The 21383-nt window shown below is 51.9% G+C and carries 13 protein-coding genes and 1 rRNA gene; 9 read left to right on the top strand and 5 right to left on the bottom strand.

The genetic code is table 11. The annotated features are described in order from the left end of the window. Positions 1–7 precede the first annotated feature (7 nt). Positions 8–2815, bottom strand: coding sequence for a TonB-dependent receptor (locus tag AC53GJ_RS18230; RefSeq protein WP_496729815.1), 2808 nt, complete (start codon positions 2813–2815; stop codon positions 8–10). Positions 2816–3256: 441 nt separating this feature from the next. Here AC53GJ_RS18230 and agaR point away from each other — a divergent pair, with 441 nt between their 5' ends. Genes agaR through AC53GJ_RS18210 form a run of 4 tightly spaced genes read left to right on the top strand, consistent with a single transcriptional unit; the run spans position 3257 to position 7443 of the window. Next, on the top strand, positions 3257–4030 hold the full coding sequence (gene agaR / locus AC53GJ_RS18225; protein ID WP_496729814.1) for a transcriptional repressor AgaR: 774 nt from the start codon (positions 3257–3259) through the stop codon (positions 4028–4030). A 9-nt stretch (positions 4031–4039) separates the two neighbouring features. Further along, a complete protein-coding gene (locus AC53GJ_RS18220) occupies positions 4040–5320 on the top strand; it encodes a D-tagatose-bisphosphate aldolase, class II, non-catalytic subunit (protein ID WP_496729813.1) in 1281 nt (426 codons plus the stop codon). A 33-nt stretch (positions 5321–5353) separates the two neighbouring features. Next, positions 5354–6517: an SIS domain-containing protein gene (locus AC53GJ_RS18215; protein WP_496729812.1), complete on the top strand. Its 1164-nt coding sequence runs from the start codon at positions 5354–5356 to the stop codon at positions 6515–6517. A 2-nt stretch (positions 6518–6519) separates the two neighbouring features. Then, entirely contained in the window at positions 6520–7443 is a 924-nt protein-coding gene (locus tag AC53GJ_RS18210) for an ROK family protein (protein ID WP_496729811.1), read from the top strand. Between the two features lie 19 nt (positions 7444–7462). On the opposite strand, the gene AC53GJ_RS18205 is transcribed toward AC53GJ_RS18210, so the two are convergent. Next, positions 7463–8356 (bottom strand): alpha/beta fold hydrolase, encoded by an 894-nt coding sequence (locus AC53GJ_RS18205; RefSeq protein ID WP_496729810.1) that lies wholly within the window; start codon positions 8354–8356, stop codon positions 7463–7465. Positions 8357–8735: 379 nt separating this feature from the next. Between AC53GJ_RS18205 and AC53GJ_RS18200 the strand changes: the two genes are divergently transcribed. The 3 genes from AC53GJ_RS18200 to AC53GJ_RS18190 all read left to right on the top strand — a co-directional run bounded on the left by AC53GJ_RS18200 (position 8736) and on the right by AC53GJ_RS18190 (position 13107). Then, entirely contained in the window at positions 8736–10970 is a 2235-nt protein-coding gene (locus AC53GJ_RS18200; RefSeq protein ID WP_496729809.1) for a winged helix-turn-helix domain-containing protein, read from the top strand. A 105-nt stretch (positions 10971–11075) separates the two neighbouring features. Beyond that, the gene (locus AC53GJ_RS18195) at positions 11076–11423 is read left to right on the top strand and encodes a thiol-disulfide oxidoreductase DCC family protein (protein ID WP_496729808.1); all 348 of its coding nucleotides are present in this window, start codon (positions 11076–11078) and stop codon (positions 11421–11423) included. Positions 11424–11502: 79 nt separating this feature from the next. Continuing rightward, a complete protein-coding gene (locus AC53GJ_RS18190; RefSeq protein WP_496732819.1) occupies positions 11503–13107 on the top strand; it encodes a response regulator in 1605 nt (534 codons plus the stop codon). A 37-nt stretch (positions 13108–13144) separates the two neighbouring features. Here AC53GJ_RS18190 and AC53GJ_RS18185 read toward each other — a convergent pair whose 3' ends face one another. Genes AC53GJ_RS18185 through AC53GJ_RS18175 form a run of 3 tightly spaced genes read right to left on the bottom strand, consistent with a single transcriptional unit; the run spans position 13145 to position 18133 of the window. Next, the gene (locus AC53GJ_RS18185; RefSeq protein ID WP_496729807.1) at positions 13145–13759 is read right to left on the bottom strand and encodes a TetR/AcrR family transcriptional regulator; all 615 of its coding nucleotides are present in this window, start codon (positions 13757–13759) and stop codon (positions 13145–13147) included. A 54-nt stretch (positions 13760–13813) separates the two neighbouring features. Then, positions 13814–16936, bottom strand: coding sequence for an efflux RND transporter permease subunit (locus AC53GJ_RS18180; protein WP_496729806.1), 3123 nt, complete (start codon positions 16934–16936; stop codon positions 13814–13816). A 3-nt stretch (positions 16937–16939) separates the two neighbouring features. Continuing rightward, positions 16940–18133, bottom strand: a complete 1194-nt coding sequence (locus tag AC53GJ_RS18175; RefSeq protein ID WP_496729805.1) for an efflux RND transporter periplasmic adaptor subunit — start codon at positions 18131–18133, stop codon at positions 16940–16942. Positions 18134–18372: 239 nt separating this feature from the next. Between AC53GJ_RS18175 and AC53GJ_RS18170 the strand changes: the two genes are divergently transcribed. Both AC53GJ_RS18170 and AC53GJ_RS18165 read left to right on the top strand, forming a co-directional pair. Further along, positions 18373–19302 (top strand): substrate-binding periplasmic protein, encoded by a 930-nt coding sequence (locus AC53GJ_RS18170; RefSeq protein ID WP_496729804.1) that lies wholly within the window; start codon positions 18373–18375, stop codon positions 19300–19302. 375 nt (positions 19303–19677) lie between these two features. Further along, positions 19678–21202, top strand: a 16S ribosomal RNA gene (locus AC53GJ_RS18165). Positions 21203–21383: the final 181 nt, after the last annotated feature.

Below are 21383 nucleotides of genomic sequence, written 5' to 3'. Positions count from 1 at the left end.
TGCCAGATCAGAAAGTGCCACGCACCCCCAGCGCCAGCTGGGTACCAAAACGCTCCAGCCAACTGACCTGATCCGGCTGTTTGATATAACCCCAGTATCTTTCATTACTCAGGTTAGAGGCTTCAGTAAAGAAGGTCAGATGTTCATTCAGGTCATAGCTCAGGCTGGCGTCTAACTGACCATAGTCACTGATCCAGCCTGCGCCACCCCAGGCTTCCGGATCCTGCAGGAACTTGCTACGCCAGTTATAGGCCAGCCGAGCCTGTAAACCATCTTTCTCGTAATAGACCACCGCATTGTAAGAGTTTTTCGACATATCTTTAAAGGGCAAAGACTTACGCTTCGGATCATCATATTCACTGTCAACATAGGTATAGTTCAGTTGGATACCCAGGCCGTCAAAAGGTGCTGGCAGCCAGTGTTCCATCGATTGTTGCCAGGCGATTTCGGCACCGCGTACCATGGCACCATATTGACCTGAAGTGGGCATATCGACATGGTACTTGCCGCCATAGGCCTGACCCGGGGTGCTGTCTCTTTCAATAAAGGACTGAATATCTTTCACAAACAGACCCCCGCTCAGCTGACTGCTGTCCGCCAGATACCATTCCAGTGTGATATCGGCCTGATTGGCCAGCTCCGGTGGCAGGGCAGGATTGCCCATTGCCATGGTGGGGAGGCCTTCTTTGAGCGTATTAAAGTTGACCGCAATCCAGGGTTTCAGGTAATCCAGTGCTGGCCGGCTCATTACTTTGGCGGCCGAGAAGCGGAAGATCAGATCATCCTGCAAATTCAGTTTAAAGTTCAGGCTCGGCAGCACTTTACTGTAATCGCCTTCAAAGGTGACAGGCCGGGTGACGCGCCAGGCGTTGCCGATCGGCTGACCTTTGTCGTCCAGTTTAATCGACGCCAGATCCTGCAGAAAACCTAAACTGGCGACTTCGGTTTTACTGCCACGCAAGCCAAAGTCCAGCATATAAGGCAGTCCGGCCAGTTCCTGTTCAATCCGGAACTGGACAAAAGCCGAAGTTACCGCTTCTTCAATGGTAAAAGCGCCAGACTGTTGTACGCTCGGCACTATATATTTATTGGCGGCATCGGCGTTCAGCGAACGGTAGTAGCCCAACAGCGCATCGTAATCGAAGCTCGGCCATGGCTGCGGGTGGACACCATTTTCGCCATCGAGGAAATTATCAAAATTAGCTTGGCGGAACACATTCTGTGGAATTTTAAACAGTTCAAATTCACCTTGTTTAAACACAGTACTGTTGTCGAAGGCAAATTTATTGGTGGTCAGATAATGGCCACCACGGCTGAACATGCTGGGATTGGTTGATTCGAAGGCGGTCTGAGATTTGCTTTGTTTGACATAATGCACGCCACCTTCAATCTGGCTGAACAAGGATTTTTCCGGAGTAAATTTAAACTGCAGCTTGGCATCATTAATCTTATCTTCAACGCCTGTGCCGGTATTACGGCTGTAGTGAGCGCCATAATTCTGCGACTCTGTTAAACCAGGTGCCAGTACCACGTCAGGCAGCTTATTGCCCTGGCTGTAATCAATACTGATGGAGTCAACAAAACCGCGCGCCACCATAAATCTGTTGTCGCCGCTATTACCTTCTTTGGCGGCGGAATGCGCGACATCAAACATTAACTGCCATTCGGTGTTGATTTGCCATTTGGCATTGGTGCCCAGCATCCAGGTATCCGTTTTGCGTGGGGTGGACAAGTTCAGCAGTTCAACCATGGGGTTATTCAGTTGCTGCATGGACACCACCCGGCCATCTTCACCAAACTTTGGATTGGTAAACACTGGCGTGCCCGGCGTCCAGGATTCGTCATAGTTGACAAAGCCAATCTGATATTTAGCGCCATCGGTGTTATAACGGCTGTATAAGGCATCGGTCAGCAGCTCAAAGCTGTCATTGGGTTGCCATTGGACCGCCAAGGTGGTGCCCAGGCGCTGCCTGACATCCTGCTCGTTAGCGTAATACATGTAACCGGGAATTTTTGATGGGAAGCGTTCTTGCTCACTAATGACCCCATCTTTATTCTGATCAATAGCCACAGTGGCTTCGTCTGTTACTCCTTCGGCTTTGTCGTAAAAGCCAGCAGCAGAGTAAGTGTCATTGCGTAAGGTTTTTTTCGAATAGGCGGCCGATAACAACACGCCTAAACTGCCATCCTGAAACACATCGCCCACCAGCATAGAGGCGTGCGGGTGGACATCTTTGGTTCGGGATTCATAAATGCCCTTGGCCGAGCCTGTCAGGGTAAAACCACCTAACTCCAGTGGCTTTCGGGTTTGCACGTCGACCACGGCGCCAATACCGCCTTCCAGCAAGCGTGCCTCCGGTGATTTATACACCGCCAGCACATTCACCAGTTCAGAAGCAATGGTATCGTAGTTAAAATCACGGCCGGAGTTTTCGGAGGCCAGTTTACGCCCATTTAAGGTCGTCACGTTGTAGCCTGAACCCATACCACGCACCAGAATGTTCTGACCTTCACCGCCATTGCGGGTGATGGTAATGCCCGGAATGCGCTGTAAGGCTTCAGCCAGGTTTTCATCCGGGAACTTGCCAATATCTTCAGCCACCACCACATCCACCACACTGGTGGCATTTTGTTTTAAGAACAAGGATTCTTTGATACTGCTGCGAATGCCTTTGACTTCTAATTTTTCGACCTGCTCATCAGCACTGGCTTGGTTGCTGCTGGCAGTTTGCTGGGCAAAAGCGCTTTGCTGGCCGCTCATCGCCAGCAGTACCAAGATCCCCAACTGGTGACGGTTAAATTTACGATCTGACATGCTCCCCTCCGGTCTGTTATTTTTTCTTATGAAATTCCGGATTGCTGATATCGTAGTTACGCTTAGCTGGCGTAAACTGGCAGAATAAGCCTATATTGGCCAGCTGTTGGTTATTTTTCAGCAATCAAAACCTTCGAACTAAAGTTATACCGTCTAATTGAAAGTTTTCGCAAGTTTAATTTGCTTTTTATTTAGATGTTTTTGCGCTTTTATTTTGGTCAAAGCAAACTGAAACTTATGAGTAAAATTAGGGTCAAATGTTAACTTTGATTTTTTTGTGTTTTATTTCATTGGTTTATTGGTTTTACTTTCTGTTTTATTTAATTTTCAGGCCGCTGTTTGCAAGCTTTGCTTTTGATTTTTATGTTTCGAAAGCTATTGAAAGTTCCAAATTTGCTGGTAAGGTACAACTCAAGATGCCCGGCAGGGCAGGGAGCATAAGTGGAGAATTTAAATACCATTGAACGGCAGCAGGAGATTGTCCGGCTGACGCAGCTACAGGGCAAAGTCTCAGTGGCTGAATTATCACAGCGGTTTGGCGTATCTGAAGTGACCATCCGCAGTGACTTAGCCAGTCTGGACAGTAAAAGACTGGTGGTGCGTTCCCGCGGTGGCGCCATGGTCAATGATGAGCTCAGTCGGGAGTTGTCATTAAAAGAAAAACGGCAAAAGCATTCTGATTTAAAGCAGAAGCTGGGCCGGGCGGCGGCCAGTCTGATTAAAGATGATGAACGCATCATTCTGGATTCAGGCACCACCACCGAAGAAGTTGCTGCCAATCTGGCTGAGCATAAAAATCTGATTGTGATGACCAATGGTCTGAACATCGCGGCCGAACTGGCGGCTTTTGAAAAAGTTGATGTGATGATGACGGGTGGTTTGCTGCGGAAAAAGTCGATGTCGTTTTACGGCTCGCAGGCAGAACAAGCGCTGAAACATTATCAGTTCGACAAAGTGATCCTCGGGGTGGACGGTTTTGACTTGCGGACCGGTTTATCCACCCATTTTGAAGCTGAGGCCACCCTGAACCGGCTGATGTGTGAAGTGGCGCACCAGATCATTGTGGTGACAGATTCATCCAAATTTGAACGTCGGGGTTTTCACCTGATTTGCGGTGCCAATCAGGTGCATACCTTAGTAACAGATGCCGGGATCCCGGCCGGGTATGTTGATGAACTGACCCGGATGGGGGTGCAGGTGCATATCATCAGTTAAAGGAGACTTATGGAAGCTTTGCTCGCGTTAATCCGCGCCAATAAACAAGATAAAGGTAGTGGTATTTATTCGGTTTGTTCGGCGCACCCGCTGGTGTTAACCGCCGCACTGGCGCAGGCAAAGCAGGATCAGAGTCTGCTGTTAATTGAAGCCACCGCCAATCAGGTGAATCAGTATGGCGGTTATACCGGTATGTTACCTGCTGATTTTATTAAATTTGTTGAAGAGCTGGCGGTTGAGGCCGGTGTGCAACGCAGTCAGTTGTTGTTTGGTGGTGATCATTTAGGCCCAGTGTGCTGGAAACATCTGCCAGCCGCCGCTGCGATGGCTGAAGCGGAGCAATTGATCCGGGTTTTTGTGGCGGCAGGTTTTCAAAAAATTCATTTAGATACCAGCATGGCCTGTGCCGATGACAGCCTACCGCTGTCGGATGTGCTGATCGCACAGCGCGCCGCGCGTTTGTGTCAGGTGGCAGAACAAAGCGCCCACGATAGCTTTGGCAAAGCTGAACTTTGTTATGTGATTGGTACTGAAGTGCCGGCACCAGGTGGCGTGTCGGCGTTGGATGCAGAACTGACTGTGACGGCTGTGGCTGATGTGGCGCAAACTCTAACTGCGCACCGGCAGGCTTTTGCCAGTCTTGGGCTTGACGCTGAGGTCTGGCAGCGGGTGATCGCTGTGGTGGTGCAACCCGGTGTCGAGTTCGATAACAGCCAGGTGCATTTATATCAGCCGGCCCAAACGCAGCCACTTTCTGAGTTTATTCGTGATTATCCAAATTTGGTGTATGAAGCCCATTCCACCGATTTCCAGCCAGCCGCCGTGTACCGGCAATTGATCCAGCAACACTTTGCTATTTTAAAAGTGGGTCCCCAACTGACTTTTGCGCTGCGGGAAGCTTTATTTGCCCTCAGTCTGATTGAAGAACAACTGATCCCGGTGGAGCTGCGCTCGCATCTGCGGGCAGTATCGGAGCGGCTGATGCTGCAACAGCCGGGTAGTTGGCAAGGTTTTTATCCGGGCGATTTTCAGCAGCAACAGTTGCTCAGAAGTTTCAGTTACAGTGACAGGATCCGCTATTACTGGCAGCAACCTGAACTAGCGATAGCTGTGGCCACTTTGTGTCAGAACCTGCAGCAAGTCTCGATCCCGTTGCCATTATTGAGTCAGTTTTTGCCGGTGCAATACGAAGCTGTACTGAATGGTCATTTGACCGCCTCACCTTTGCTGCTGATCCAGCACAAAATAGCTCAGGTGTTGCAGCGTTACGCCGCGGCGTGTCAGTCGTAACTTGGAGTCGGAGTTTTTCTGCAGGAGTTTCCAGTGTCAGCAACATCATCATCTTTGTCATTTCCAGCATTGAGTCAATCCCAGTTACAGCAACAAGGTGCAGTCTGGACTGCCGCCGAAATTGCCCAGCAACCGGCTATTTGGCGCCAACTGGCCACCCAGTCGCAACAACCACAGCTGCAGGATTGGCTGCGGTCATTATTGGCGATACCACAGCTTAGGATCATTCTGACCGGCGCCGGTACTTCGGCTTATATTGGCCAGACGTTGTTGCCGCATTTACTACAAAACAGCAGGGTTGCCAGTCAACGGATTGAAGCCATCAGCACCACCGATATTGTCAGTAATCCGGCGCAATACCTATCTGCGGCGCTACCTACGTTATTAATCAGTTATGGCCGTTCTGGTAATAGCCCGGAAAGTGTGGCAGCAGTACAACTGGCAGAACAATTGATCCCACAGTGTTATCATCTGGTGATTAGTTGCAATGCCAAGGGGCAACTGGCGCAATTGGCGCAGCAACAAGCCAATAGCAAATTGTGGTTATTACCTGAAGCTTGTCATGATCGCAGTTTTGCCATGACCAGCAGTTTTACCGGCATGTTGCTCAGTACGTTATTGTTGTTGTCACCGGATGAGGCAGAATTACAAGCCGCCATCGAGGCGACTCAGGCGTTGTTAGCGGATGTACGGCCGTTGCGGCAACTGGCGGAGCAACCTTGTCAACGAATGGTGTTTCTCGGATCCGGTTGCCTGAAAGGTATTGCGCAGGAAGCTGCGCTGAAATATCTGGAACTGACCGCTGGCCAGGTGCTCAGTTGTTTCGAAAGCCCGTTGGGTTTTCGGCATGGCCCCAAGTCACTGGTGGATGCCAGCACCCAACTGCTGCTGTTGCCTTCGGCCGATCCCTACACCCGGCGCTATGAGGTTGATTTGTGGCATGAACTGCAACAAGACAACAAAGCATTATTGACCACGCTGTTGCAGTTACCAAAAGGCGCACCGCAACAGGATGTATGGCAGGCGCTGCCTTACATTGTATTTGCGCAGACGCTGGCCTTTTATAAAGCGTTACAACTGGGCATCTCACCAGATAATCCTTGCCCGGGTGGCGAAGTGAATCGGGTGGTGCAGGGAGTCCATATTTATCCATTTGCGGCTGCTGCCAGTCAGCTGCAGCCAGACAGAGGTGACTGAGCATGTTGTACGGTCTGGATATTGGTGGCACCAAAATAGAAATTGCTGTGTTCACTGATGAGTTTGAGTTATTGGAGCGCTGGCGTGTGGCCACCCCGACCGCCGATTATGTGCAGTTTTTACAGGCAGTGCAGCAGCAGGTGCTGTTGGCGGATCAACATTTCGGACAGCAAGCTCCGGTCGGCATTGCGTTACCCGGCGTGGTGGAAAACCAGGGCCTGGTGATTTCTTCCAATGTCGCTTGCCTGAACCGGCAACAGGTGGAAACCGATTTGGTCGCGTTGCTGCAAAGACCAGTTGCCATCGGCAATGACTGCCGGTTATTTGTGTTATCAGAAGCGATGTTAGGGGCGGGTCGGGGTTTGCGGCGGGTGTTTGGCGCCATTCTCGGCACTGGCGCCGGCGGCGGTTTATGTGTGGATGGTCAGCTGTATCAGGGCCGGCAGCAACTGGCGGGGGAATTTGGTCATCAGTGTATTGCCGGCCGGGTATTGCAGCAGTATCAATTGCCGTTGTTTGAGTGCGGCTGTGGTCTGGCAGGTTGTGCTGAAACTTATATTTCCGGTACTGGACTGGCGAGGTTGTACCAGCATTTCAGTCAGCAACAGCAAAGCACCTACCAGTGGCTGACGGCGTTGCGCCAGGGGGAGCCCGCGGCGCGACAGACCTTTGCTTGTTATATGGATGCACTCGGCTCAGCCATGGCCAGCCAGGTGCTGGCTTATGATCCGGATGTGCTGATCCTCGGCGGCGGTTTATCTGACATTGATGAAATAGTCCAGGCGTTGCCGGCAGCTATCAGCCGGCATTTATTCAGCGGCGCTAAAGTGCCAGCCATCCGGCGCGCCGAATTTGGCGCAGCCAGTGGCGAACGGGGTGCCGCTATTCTGGCATTACGCCAGGCCAAGCAAACCTCTAGCGTCTGAGCTTGACCCTAGACTGCGTCTAATGGGGTTTGGCCAGTGCTTGCACCGCCTGCAGCACCAGTTCAGGCTGTTGCAACATCAGCAGGTGTTGCGACTGGCCGGTTGCGATGTACTGGCCGCCAGAAACGGCAGCGACCTGGCGATTCCAGGCGGTACTTTGTTGCTGGAAGTGCAGTAATTTTTCCTGTTCGGCCGGATCAACCGCCGCTTCGGCCGTTTCAAAATCGCTGTCAATCACAGTGACCGGCACTGTCTTGATCAGCGGTTGTTGCAGATAGAGTTGCAAATCCGCCGCATAAGCGGCAATTTCGCGGGCTCTGGCCTGTTGTCGCACCACTGACTGCCGTTGCGCTAAGACGGCAGTAAAATAGTCCCAATCCATCAATGTCTGATAATGCGCTGGTACTAAAGCTTGTACTTGTTGTCGTTCGGCTGCCAGTTTATCAGCGGTGCGCTGCTGCCAGCTGCCTGCGGCCAGTTTTGGTAATAAGGCCGTCAGGTTTTGCTGATACCAGTCAACCGGATAACCTTGATATAAGGCGACTGTTGCTGTGGTCGCCACATCTGGATCCAGCCAAATCATCGCTTTGAGGTTAAGTTGCTGTCGATGGCGTTGATACAACAACTGACTGCTGATACTGCCGCTGGCAAAACTGATGATGATCATCGGCTGTTGAGTCAGTTTGGGGAGCAACTGGGCTAAATCATCGGCAAAACGCCGGTACGACAGATCGGTGCTGTCATCACTGAAGCCATTGCCAAGCCGGTCTATGGCATGGACCTGATAATGCTGCGCCAGCAAAGGTTGCAATAAGGCAAACCAGGCGCTGTCGGCATGATAATTCTGGTTGGGGCCAGATAGCAGGATTAACACAGGTTGCGTACTGGGTTGATCTGCTGATGCAGGTTGCATTGTTCGCACATGAAAAAACTGCCCCTGGCTTTCCACCCGGCGACTAAAAGGCGGCAAGCTGGTGCTGGTTGCAGCAAAGGTGCTGCCGTGGGTTGCGGTACTCCCCGCTGCGGCATGCCCTGGGCTGCAGCTGAGTAAACAGCTGCCAGCCAGCAGCAGCGCCTTGAAGTTGAATCTATTTACTGTCACTTGGTCCTGTCGTCCTGTTGTTGCTGTGATACAGAGCATGCTAGGCTGCAGCAACAAAATTAGCAGCTCACAATGGCTGATTATTTCCTGATGAAATGCTGAGGCTGGTTCTAACCGGCCGCGAAAGGGGCAAAATAGCCATTCCCAATCACAAGTAGCGCATCAGGCAACAGCGCAGGATCAAGATCACATGTCGACTGAATCAGGCTGGCAGCTCGGAGCTGTGGTGTTTTTACCGCAACAACGGTTGTTATGTCGTGCTGAACAGCAGGTTTATCTGGAGCCGAAAGTTTTTCTGCTGTTACAGGCGTTGCTGGCCGCTGAGCATCAGTTGTTAGATCACCAGCAAATGTTGCAGCAAGTCTGGCAAGGCCGGGTCGTTAGTGACAGTGCTATTCATCGCGCCAGTTCATTACTGCGTAAAGCTTTTGCTGAGTTGGATCCAAGCCAGCCTTATCTGGAAACTCTGGCCAAAGTGGGTTATCGGCTGATAGTGCCAGTTCAGGCACTCGCAGCAGTGGAGTCTGCCAGCTTGCAGCCCACTGTGGCTGCAGAACAGCCAGTGCCGCAGCAACCAAGCCCACGGCATCAAGCTTGGCTGGTCACTGCGTTATTAGCGGCTGCTGCGCTGACTGGCTGGCTGCTCACCACTGAGCAGACCGACCGGCCAGCAGAGACACCCTTGGTGATGCCCGCTTTACAGTCGATGACGGCCGAAGATGGGCTGGAATATCAGCTCAGTGTCAGTGCGGATGGCAAGCAGTTTTTGTATCTGCAGCAAAGCCAGTCGGCGTTATCTGCCTGGTGGTTACAACAGCGCACAGGACAGCGCCAGCAACTGCAATTTAGTCAGCAACAGGTGCCACAGGCGGTGCTGAGTCCGGATGCGCAGCAAGTTTTGTATCAGGGCTGTCAGCAGGACGGCGCCCGGCCATCCTGTCAGTTATGGTTGCGTTCTGTCACATCCGACGCTAAAGCCGCGCAGGCGCTGCTGGCTTACCCGGCTGACAGCCAGCTACAGTTGCAGTGGCAGCCGGATGGTCAGGCGGTTTTTTTTCGCATGCGGCAGGATAAAAGCCAGCCTTATCAAATCTATCGGTATCAGCTCGCCACCCGCCAGTTACAACAACTAACCTTACCTGAGGCCGGACAGAGTGATATTGCACTGGCGCTGTCAGCCGATGGTCAGCAATTGGCCGTGCTGCGTTATTTACAGCAGCAACAACGACAGATCCTCTGGTACCAGTTACCGCAACTGACGCTGCTCAGGCAACAAGCCTTGCCGGTGGCCGCGACCAGTCTGGTCTTTGATGCCGGCCAAGCCCTCTGGTTTGACTGTCCGGATGGCATCAGCCTGTTGTTATGTCGTTGGCCGCCACAGAGTCACAGTTATAGTCCGCAGTTGACGGTGCCGGGCACTGTGCTGGGACTGGTGGCGGCCGGGCCTGAACTGTGGTTGAGCAGTGTGCAGCAACGCAGTCAGATTTGGCGTCAGTCTCTGCCAGTGACTGCAGCGGGGAAAGCCGAATTAGAGTTAAGCAGTGCCAGGCTGGAACTGATGCCACGCGTCTGGCAACAGGACTTGGTGTTTTTGTCGACCCGACATGGTCGGCATCAAATCTGGCGCCGTCAGGCCGATAAAGCGCCGGCATTATTGGCTGAGTTGCCACCACCGGCTGGCTTTGTCCGGCTCAGTCGCTCGGATGATGGCAACTATCTGGCGTTTAGTCAGCAAGGTGCGTTATATCTGTTACAGCTCAATACGGCCAGTTGCTGGCAGTTACTGGGTCCTGAGTATCAGGTTGGCGTGGTCAACTGGCAGCAACAACAACTCATTTTCAGCAGTGAGCGCAGTGGCGATTGGCAGCTGTGGCGTTATCAATTGCCGCAACCTTTGCAGCCACCGGCAACTGCTGCGACAGCACAATGTCCTGCACTGACCAGCCCTGCGATCACCAGCCAGCCCAGGCACGAGAGCGCACTGACGCAATTAACCAGGCAAGGCGGCTACAGTGGTTATGTCTATCAAAACCAGTTGCTGTACAGTAAATATCATCAGGATGGTTTGTTCCAATTGGATTTAACCAACCCAGCTGCCGCCGAACAACTGCTGTTAGCGGCGTTTGACCGGATCAACTGGCTGAACTGGCAATTGACGGGGGATGACATCAGTTATTTCCAGCCGGGGCAGGGCATTATGCAAATCAGGCTCAGCCGTACAACTGGCCAGACTGATATTCAGGCCAGTGCCAGCAAGCTATTAATGCCGGTCAGCAAAGGTTTTATTCATCAATATCAATACACGCCGTCTGCCATCTGGTGGGTCGGCGCGACTGAACAACAAGGCGATATTTACCGCTGGTCATGGCCCGTCGTGGCGGCTGATGCTGCCACTGCGCCGGCTCAGCCAGCAAGGACTGAATAAAGCGAGTACCGAATAAAGCAAGCCGTGAATAATGCCGCAGCAGCGGCAGATCCATTGTCCTCTGGCTGACGTTTAAGCCATGTGCTGTAAACAGAGGAAACCAGTATGCTGACGGTATTATACGATGGCGGTTGTCCGCTTTGCCGGCGTGAAATTGCCTATTATCGCCAGTTAACAGCGCTGGAGCCAATCCAGTGGCTGGATCTGACCATTGAGCAACCTTTACCGGCGCAGCTGAATCGTTGTGACGCGCTGCGCCGTTTTCATCTGGTAGATGAACAACAGCAGATCTGGCACGGTGCCAGAGCTTTTATCCGGTTATGGCAAGCCTTACCCGGCTGGCGTTGGCTGGCAAGCTTAGGCCGGATCCCCGGTTTTGCCATTCTGCTGGAGTTGGGTTACCGGCTAGCGCTCAGACTTCGACCGCGGTTGGCTGCTTTATTTGGCACTTGATTAGCCTTGTTACACGCTTTGACAGAAATAGCCTATGCTGAGCAGATATCAATATCCGCAGTAACAAGGTAAATCTTTGGTGCAGCCTGGCCAGCTCAAAGTGGTTGTGGTCGAAGACGAAGTCGGCAGCAGACACATTCTGAAAAATTTGTTTCGTCATGCCGGTGTCAGACAGGTGGACTGTCTGGCCAACGGTCAGGCTTTGCTAAAACAATATCCAGTGGTGGATGCTGGTTTACTGATCTTGGGCTATGACCTGGGTGATCAACTGCGTGGACCTGATTTATTACGGCATTTAATGCGGCAGCAACGGCTGACACCATGGACTCAGGTGGTGTTTATTACCAATCAGGTGCAAGCAGCGCAAGCTGAATTACCTGGCCGGTTATTACCAACCCGGGTCATCGCCAAACCGGTGTCGCTGAAAATACTGTTGCAACAACTGCGCGAAACCTTGTTATTGCAAGAGCACGTCAAACCTTTACTACAGGCACTGGCGGAAAAACCCTGCTGGTTAAAACTGCGGCAATTATTGCGGTTACAAGCAGGCAAGATGCCCAAGGCCAGCCGGGATACTATTCGGATCGTGCAAAGCAGAATTTTACTGGACTGGGGTTATGCCCAGGAGGCCTGGCAATTGTCAGGCCGGATCAAAGCTGAACTGACGGCGTTGGAGATCCGGCTGGAGTTGGCCTATTTACTCGGTAAAACCAATACAGTGCAGCAATTGTTGCAACAAATGCAGGATAAACACTGGTTACCGCGCCAGCTCGATCTGTATCGCTGGCGGATGCAGGCTGATGCAGAGCAAGGTCAGGTGCCACAGCAGCTGTTTTTCGTGGCCAAAGGTGCTGAACTGACGCCGCATGAAATGAACCTGTCGGCCATTTTAATGTTCCAGCATCAGGATTATCAAACCGCAGCGGCCTATCTGCAAGATAAACTGAACCGTGCCAGAGGTGATCATTATCAGCAAAATTTATTGCTGATCACCTGGATTGGTCTGGCGCTGGTGCAGACGCTGCTGCCGGTGGACGCTGAATCAAGCCTGCCATCACGGCCGCAATTGGCTGTGACGGCGCGCGAGCTGGCCAACAAATTAGCTTGGCAACAGGGTGCTGTCGATTTTAAACGTTTTGCAACTTTGGTGGATTTAGCCATTGTCGTTACCATCACACCCGAGTTGGATGACTGGACGGCAGATTTAAACCTGATGCAACAGCATAGCGACCAGTTAGATGTGTTTCAGTGTGTGCTGTTGGCTTATATTTTTTTGCAGCTGCAACAGCCAGCGTCCGCCAATCAGCTGTTGTGGCAGGCGGATCTGCGGATTATGCAGATGCCGATGGCGCCAGAGCGGCTGGGGGTAGGTTTTTTTCATCAGCAGTTATTTCGCTTGGCCAATCCACAAGCGTCACAGGTGGCTGCTGAATATTTGCGGTGGGCTGGTCGATATCAGCAGCAAAAATTGTGGTATCGGGCATTGAAAATGGCTTATCTGGCATTACAGTGGCAGCCATCTGCAGCGGCTGCACTGTTACTGGCCGAACTGATGACGCAGTTAAAACTAAGCAGTTACCGCGAACTGGACTTGGGTCAGATATGGCAACAATTGGCGGTATTCTCCGAGCAAGGTGAGCTGACCGGCACGCAGCGCTTGCAACTGGAATTACTGCAGCAATAACGCTGCAGTCAGGGGTTTGCCTGGGCGACTGGTTGCGCTAGGGGGCCAGTAATTGTCTGAGCCAGGGTTGCAGCATGCGCAATAACTGACCCTGATCGAGCTGGGGGTGTAAAACCGCCCTGACCAGAAAACCATTAAAAACGGCGCATAATAACTCAATGCGGGCAGCGACTTCGTCGGCAGCTAAATGCTGCATACTGCCTTGCTCACCGGTCAGTAGGGCACTAAGCTGGCTGCGCGCAGTGGCATCAACATGGCGCAACAGTGCTGCTACTTTATCGTTGCGGGCGGCTTCCGATAACATTTCCAATTGCAGCGCGGCGTAGGCCGGCGCCAGATTTTTATCAATGCCGTGTGCTGCGCCGTCAACCATGGCATCGACCACCTGGCCTTCGGCATTGGCAAAACCTTCGATCAGGGAAAACATTTCCGCCATATTCTGGGCGATGATCGCCTCAATAATGGCTTCTTTACTGGCGAAATAATTATAAATATGCCCCGGACTCATGCCGGCGGTTTTGGATATTTCCGCCATGCCGGCGCCATGATAACCACGGCGACGAAAACAATCTGCTGCAGCCTGCAATACTTGTTGCCGCCGCGCTTCAGCCTGGATTGGATCCTGATGTTTTTTTGCTTTAAGTATTGTCATCACAAACTCCGAAGCCGGCAGCTCCCTTGCCGGCTGATGTTACGGGAACAGTGTTCAGCGATTGCCGTCGGTGGGATTGACCTGGACAAATATTTTGCCAATCAACACATAAAATAACGGTACAAACAGCACCGCCAGCACGGCGGACGCAATCATACCGCCAATCACGCTGCTGCCAAGTGCATTTTGTGCCCCTGAGCCCGCGCCCGAGGCAATGGCCAGTGGTAATACGCCAAAAATAAAGGCGAGCGAGGTCATTAAAATCGGTCTTAACCGCAGCCGGACCGCTTCAATGGCTGCATCTGCCAGGTTCATCCCTTGTTCCAGCCGGCCTTTGGCAAATTCGACAATTAAAATGGCGTTTTTCGCCGCCAGACCCATGGTGGTCAATAAACCGACCTGGAAGTAGATGTCGTTGGATAATCCCAGCAAGGTTGAAGCCACCAGGGCACCAAAAATACCCAGCGGGACTACCGCCATCACAGCGGCGGGCACTGACCAGCTTTCATATAAGGCCGCCAGGCAGAGGAATACCACCAGCAACGACAGCGCATACAACATCGGCGCCTGATCACCCGTCATCCGTTCCTGATAAGACATGCCCGTCCATTCAAAACCAACCCCGGCTGGTAGCTGTTTGATCAGTTGTTCCATGATCAACATGGCTTCGCCGGTGCTGAAGCCTGGTGCCGCCATGCCCTGAATTTCCATGGCAGGCATGCCGTTATAACGCTCCAGTCTCGGTGAAGCATAACTCCAGTGCGCGCTGGCAAAGGCTGAAAACGGCACCATCTCACCTTGCTGATTGCGGACATACCATTGTTGCAGATCTTCCGGCACCATCCGGCTGCTGGCGTCACCTTGTACAAAGACTTTTTTCACCCGGCCTTTGTCGATAAAGTCATTGACATAGCTGGCACCCCAGCCGGTTTGTACTGTCTGGTTGATATCGGCCTGACTGACGCCAAGCGCACCGGCTTTGGCCAAATCAATGTTCAGTTTCAGCTCTGGGGTATCTTCCTGACCGTTAGGCCTGACCGCCATCAGGCGTTTATCCTGCGCTGCCATCCCCAGCAGTTGATTGCGGGCGGCCAGCAAACCTTCGTGACCTAAGTTGCTGCGGTCTTGCAAAAACAGGTTAAAGCCATTGGCTGTACCGAGTTCAACTACTGCAGGCGGCGCAAAGGCGAACACCATGGCATCTTTAATCTGACTAAACCTTGCCATTGCTTTACCACTGACTGCTTTGACGGTCAGATCCGGTCTTTGCCGTTCATCCCAGTGTTTCAGGTTCACAAAACCAATAGCGGCATTCTGGCCACGGCCGGCAAAACTGAAGCCTGACACCGAAAACACAGATTTCACCGCTTCTTTCTGATCTTCCAGGAAATGCTGTTCTACCTGTTTCACCACTTCCAGGGTCCGCTCACTGGTGGCACCGGCTGGTAACACAATCTGGTTAAACAATATGCCTTGGTCTTCATCCGGTAAAAAGGCCGAAGGTAACCGCAGCATCAGCAGCACCAGACCACCCACAATTAAGCTGTAGACCAGTAAATAACGTTTTGGCTGTTGTACCATCCGTCTGGCCAGCGACTGGGTGGCGTTGTTGCTGCGATCAAAACCGCGGTTAAAGCCACTGAAGAACCGAGCCAGCACGCCGCCGCCCTGATGGCCGGAAGGTTTTAGTAAGGTCGCACATAACGCCGGTGTCAGAATGAGCGCCACCAGCACTGAGAGTGCCATGGCAGAAACCAGCGTGATGGAAAACTGGCGGTAAATCACCCCGGTTGAGCCGCCAAAAAACGCCATTGGCACAAAGACCGCCGATAGCACCAGCGCAATACCGACCAAAGCACCGGTGATTTCATCCATCGATTTGCGGGTCGCTTCTTTGGGCGACAAGCCTTCTTCCGTCATCACCCGCTCGACGTTTTCGACCACCACAATAGCATCATCCACCAGCAAGCCGATGGCCAGTACCATGGCAAACATGGTCAGGGTATTAATGGAATAACCAAAAGCAGATAACACGGCAAAAGTACCGAGCAACACCACCGGCACTGCAATCGTTGGGATCAGCGTGGCGCGGAAATTCTGTAAGAACAGATACATCACCAGGAAAACCAGCAGTACCGCTTCAAGCAGGGTTTTGACCACTTTTTCAATCGAGATTTTGACAAATGGGGTGGTATCAAAAGGCACCACGGCCTGTAAACCGGTTGGGAAATAAGGCTGCATCTCGGCAATAGCGGCTTTGACACCATCGGCAGTATCCAGTGCGTTGGCTCCGCTCGCCAGTTTAATGCCAAGACCAATGGCCGGTTTACCATTGTAGCGGGCAGAGACTTCATAAGTTTCACCGCCAAGCTCAATCCGGGCTACATCGGCCAGTCGTACCACTGAGCCATCACTATTGATCCGCAGCAGAATATTGCCAAATTGTTCCGGCGTTTGCAGCCGGCTTTGCGCTGTAACAGAAGCATTCATCTGCTGGCCGCTGATGGCAGGTAAACCGCCCAGCTGACCTGCTGAAATTTGGGCATTTTGCGCCAGGATGGCATTGTTGATATCGGCAGGTTGCAATTTGTAATTGGCCAGTTTGGCCGGATCCAGCCAAATGCGCATCGCATATTGAGTACCAAACATCTGGACTTCACCGACACCATCGACCCGGGCCAGCACGTCCTGCACATTGGCAGTGACATAATCGCCGATGTCAATATTGCTCATACTGCCATCTTCCGACACAAAGCCCATCACCAGCAAAAAGTTACGCGCCGATTTGGCGACTTGTACGCCCTGACGCTGGACTTCCTGTGGTAATAACGGTGTCGCCAGGGCCAGTTTGTTCTGTACTTGCACCTGAGCAATGTCCGGATTGGTATCAGCGCTGAAGGTCAGTGTCAAAGTGGCACTGCCGCTGGATTCACTGGTCGATGACATATAAAGCAGGCCATCTAAACCTTTCATCTTCTGTTCAATAATTTGGGTCACACTATCTTCCAGCGTCCGGGCCGAAGCACCTGGATAACTGGCGGTGATACTGATAGCAGGTGGTGCGATAGATGGGTATTGCGCTACGGGTAAGGCAGAAATGGCCAGCACCCCGGCCAGCATGATCACCAGGGCAATGACCCAGGCAAAAATCGGCCTGTCGATAAAAAATCGGCTCATGACTTAAGCTCCGTTTTTGCTGGCAACCTGGGCTGCAGGGGTCGTTGCCGGTTGAAAAGGTACTGCTTTAACCGGGCTGCCCGGGCGGATTTTTTGTAAACCTTCGACAATCAGTTGCTCTCCGGCATTCAGACCGGCTTCAATCAACCACTGATCGCCGACGGTACGACTGGCATTGACCAGTCGTAATTCAGCCACACCTTCTTTATTAACCACCATCGCCGTCGCTTCACCTTTGGCGTTGCGACTAATGCCACGTTGTGGTGCTAACACCGCCGCAGATTTAACCGCGCTATCAATAGTGGCGCGTACATACATACCAGGCAGTAATAAATGCTGTGGGTTGGCAAATTGGGCTCTTAATACCACAGACCCGGTACTGGCATCGACTGTGACTTCGGCAAATTGCAACTGACCTGGCAGCGGATACTGGCTGCCATCTTCCAGTGTTAAGCTCACGTTGGTGCTGCCCTGGCCTAAAGCGCCGCTGGCTAAAGATTTTTTCAATTTCAGTAATTCAGCACTGGATTGGGTGACTTCGACATAAATAGGGTCAAGCTGCGCAATAGTCGCCAGCGCTGTAGCTTGACCGGCACTGACCAGCGCACCGGCGGTGACACTGGATTTGCTGATCTGGCCGCTGATCGGTGCTTTGATGCTGCTGTAATCGAGCTGAATTTGCGCACTGGTTAACTGGGCTTTGGCGGCGGCGACTTCAGCCTGACGTTGCTGGAAGTTGGCCTGTATTTCGTCAAAATCCTGCTGACTGACCAGTCGTTGTTGAATTAATTGCTGATAACGGCTGGCTTTCGCTTTGGCTTGCTGCAAGTCGGCTTCGGCTTTGGCGACACTGGCTTTGGCACTTTGTACTGTCGCGGCAAAACTGGCCGGATCTATTTGATACAGCGCATCCCCAGCGTTGACGGCACCACCTTCAGTGAACTGGCGTTGAAGAATGATGCCGCCGACCTGTGGCCGGATTTCAGCAGTCTGAAAAGCCACTGTCCGTCCTGGTAATTCGGTGTGCAATGTTACGTCCTGGGTGCCGAGCGTGACGACACCGACTTCAACAGCAACAGCTGCTGGTGCTGTCTGCGCTGTAGACTGGCCACAAGCGGTCAGCACAAGTAATGAGGATAACAGGGCCGGTATTAAAACGAGCCGACGCAGGCTGTAACGAGGTGCTGGTCGCAGCATAATAAACTCCAAAATATAGAATGAACGATCATTCTAAGTTCTTGCTGCTGAATTTTCAAGCTATTTGAGAGTGATTCAACTTTGCCCGCTGGTGAAATAACGCAAAGCCGGACTGAAGTGGCCACTTTGTTGATCCAGATGGGCTGGTATGGCTGAAATTTGTACCGGAAAACATGAAGTGCCGCGGACTGCTCTGCTATAGTCAAGTTCAGATGGAGCAGGGACAGGGGAGTCAGGGTTTGACGTGGTGGCAACTTGAGCGTCGTCGATATGGCCGTACCTGCAGGCTGCTTTTATTGCTGTTGTGGTTACCCGCCGCAACAACGGCTGAGCCTGTCCGGTTGATTTACGGCCAATCAATTCAGTCAGATGATCCGACGCAACAATATCCGCTGGAACTATTAAAGGCGGCTTTTGCCAAAGTCGGCGTGCAAGTCGATTTGCAACGAGCCAGTACCGGTATGGTGCAACAGCGTTCATTAAAAGCCATTGCCGCTGCGCAAGAAGTCGATGTGTTCTGGAGTATGACCAGTATAGAGCGCGAACAGCAGCTGTTACCGGTCCGGATCCCGATTGATAAAGGCTTGTATGGCTGGCGGTTATTGTTGATTGCCAAACACCGACCCTTACCATTACCCAAATTACATGACTTGCGTGGTTTGCAGCATCTAACACTGTTACAGGGTCATGATTGGCCTGATACCACTATTTTACAAAAGAATGAGCTGAAAGTGCTGACCTCCAGCCAGTATCAGTCGTTATTTGCCATGCTGGCGAAACATCGTGGTGATGCATTCCCGCGCTCAGTGCTGGAAATCTGGCAGGAGCAGTCGAAGCAAGCCACCCTATTTCAGGTCGAACCTGATGTCGTATTGCATTATCCAACCGCTTTATACTTCTTTCTGCATAAAGATAATAAACAATTGGCCGAGCAATTGGAGGCTGGTTTAAATGCACTTATCAAGAGTGGCGAGTTTGAAGCCCTGTTTCAGCGTTTTTTTGCCAGTGCACTGGCGAGCTCCTGTTTGGGGCGACGGCAGATACTTGAGTTACACAATCCGTTATTGCCGGTTGCCACCCCTCTTAGCAGAGCAGAACTCTGGTTTAAACCAGATATTGCTGCAGCCTGTCATACTCAAACCGCTGTGGAACAGCATCAGCCCGATTAAAACCGGCTTGAACAGCTTATTTTTGTTGATTAATTCAGCAAAAAAGCGTGTTTTGTGCAAAATATGTCCGAACGATCATCTTTCTGTCAAAAAGATCTTGTGGTCTGTTTGGAAGTCTCTATAATGCGCCTCATCGACAGCGACGACGGATTCGAAAACGAAAAAGTCAAACGCCAAAGATTCTGAAAGTGGTTGAATATCAACGGCTTTCGTCGTTAAGTAAAACGACACGCTCTTTAACAATTAGCAATCAATCATCTGTGTGGGCACTCGATTCATGAGATTCGCAAAACGAATTAACTGAGTATGAGTGACCAGATAGTAAAATATTTAGTCAGTAATACTGAGCAGCTACTTAGGTAGCGAAAAAACTTTTAATTGAAGAGTTTGATCATGGCTCAGATTGAACGCTGGCGGCAGGCCTAACACATGCAAGTCGAGCGGGGTTTTCGGACCTAGCGGCGGACGGGTGAGTAATGCGTAGGAAGCTACCCGACAGAGGGGGATACCAGTTGGAAACGACTGTTAATACCGCATAATGTCTACGGACCAAAGTGTGGGACCTTCGGGCCACATGCTGTCGGATGCGCCTACGTGGGATTAGCTAGTTGGTGAGGTAATGGCTCACCAAGGCGACGATCCCTAGCTGGTTTGAGAGGATGATCAGCCACACTGGAACTGAGACACGGTCCAGACTCCTACGGGAGGCAGCAGTGGGGAATATTGGACAATGGGCGCAAGCCTGATCCAGCCATGCCGCGTGTGTGAAGAAGGCCTTCGGGTTGTAAAGCACTTTCAGCGAGGAGGAAGGGTTGGTCGTTAATAGCGGCTAACTTTGACGTTACTCGCAGAAGAAGCACCGGCTAACTCTGTGCCAGCAGCCGCGGTAATACAGAGGGTGCAAGCGTTAATCGGAATTACTGGGCGTAAAGCGCACGCAGGCGGTTGGTTAAGTCAGATGTGAAAGCCCCGGGCTCAACCTGGGAATTGCATTTGAAACTGGCCAACTAGAGTACGTGAGAGGGGGGTAGAATTCCAAGTGTAGCGGTGAAATGCGTAGAGATTTGGAGGAATACCAGTGGCGAAGGCGGCCCCCTGGCACGATACTGACGCTCAGGTGCGAAAGCGTGGGGAGCAAACAGGATTAGATACCCTGGTAGTCCACGCCGTAAACGATGTCTACTAGCTGTTCGTGGTCTTGTACTGTGAGTAGCGCAGCTAACGCACTAAGTAGACCGCCTGGGGAGTACGGTCGCAAGATTAAAACTCAAATGAATTGACGGGGGCCCGCACAAGCGGTGGAGCATGTGGTTTAATTCGACGCAACGCGAAGAACCTTACCTACTCTTGACATCTAGCGAAGATTGTAGAGATACGATTGTGCCTTCGGGAACGCTAAGACAGGTGCTGCATGGCTGTCGTCAGCTCGTGTTGTGAAATGTTGGGTTAAGTCCCGCAACGAGCGCAACCCTTATCCTTAGTTGCCAGCACGTAATGGTGGGAACTCTAGGGAGACTGCCGGTGATAAACCGGAGGAAGGTGGGGACGACGTCAAGTCATCATGGCCCTTACGAGTAGGGCTACACACGTGCTACAATGGTACGTACAGAGGGAGGCAAGCTGGCGACAGTGAGCGGATCTCTTAAAGCGTATCGTAGTCCGGATCGCAGTCTGCAACTCGACTGCGTGAAGTCGGAATCGCTAGTAATCGCAAATCAGAATGTTGCGGTGAATACGTTCCCGGGCCTTGTACACACCGCCCGTCACACCATGGGAGTGGGTTGCAAAAGAAGTAGGTAGCTTAACCTTCGGGAGGGCGCTTACCACTTTGTGATTCATGACTGGGGTGAAGTCGTAACAAGGTAACCCTAGGGGAACCTGGGGTTGGATCACCTCCTTACCTATAGCGAACTGATGTTTCGAAGTGTCCACACAGATGATTGATTGCAGAGATAGAGCAAAACAGTTAGAGGCCATCAGGCTTATAACGAAGAATGTTTGGCTTAGTGCAAGGCGCAGGCTGAGCGAGCGAAGGAGTGTACTGTAGTACATGACTGAGTGAGCAAAGAATGCAACGCAGC

The sequence above is a fragment of the Rheinheimera sp. B2H12 genome, assembly GCF_059620065.1.
This window is presented reverse-complemented; position numbering and strand designations above follow the sequence as displayed.

Bases quoted from the DNA above. Each gene is read 5' to 3' on its own strand.
- AC53GJ_RS18230 (WP_496729815.1), bottom strand. From the start codon at position 2,815: ATGTCAGATCGTAAATTTAACCGTCACCAGTTGGGGATCTTGGTACTG.
- AC53GJ_RS18220 (WP_496729813.1), top strand. From the start codon at position 4,040: ATGGAAGCTTTGCTCGCGTTAATCCGCGCCAATAAACAAGATAAAGGT.
- AC53GJ_RS18210 (WP_496729811.1), top strand. From the start codon at position 6,520: ATGTTGTACGGTCTGGATATTGGTGGCACCAAAATAGAAATTGCTGTG.
- AC53GJ_RS18205 (WP_496729810.1), bottom strand. From the start codon at position 8,356: ATGCAACCTGCATCAGCAGATCAACCCAGTACGCAACCTGTGTTAATC.
- AC53GJ_RS18200 (WP_496729809.1), top strand. From the start codon at position 8,736: ATGTCGACTGAATCAGGCTGGCAGCTCGGAGCTGTGGTGTTTTTACCG.
- AC53GJ_RS18195 (WP_496729808.1), top strand. From the start codon at position 11,076: ATGCTGACGGTATTATACGATGGCGGTTGTCCGCTTTGCCGGCGTGAA.
- AC53GJ_RS18185 (WP_496729807.1), bottom strand. From the start codon at position 13,759: ATGACAATACTTAAAGCAAAAAAACATCAGGATCCAATCCAGGCTGAA.
- AC53GJ_RS18180 (WP_496729806.1), bottom strand. From the start codon at position 16,936: ATGAGCCGATTTTTTATCGACAGGCCGATTTTTGCCTGGGTCATTGCC.
- AC53GJ_RS18175 (WP_496729805.1), bottom strand. From the start codon at position 18,133: ATGCTGCGACCAGCACCTCGTTACAGCCTGCGTCGGCTCGTTTTAATA.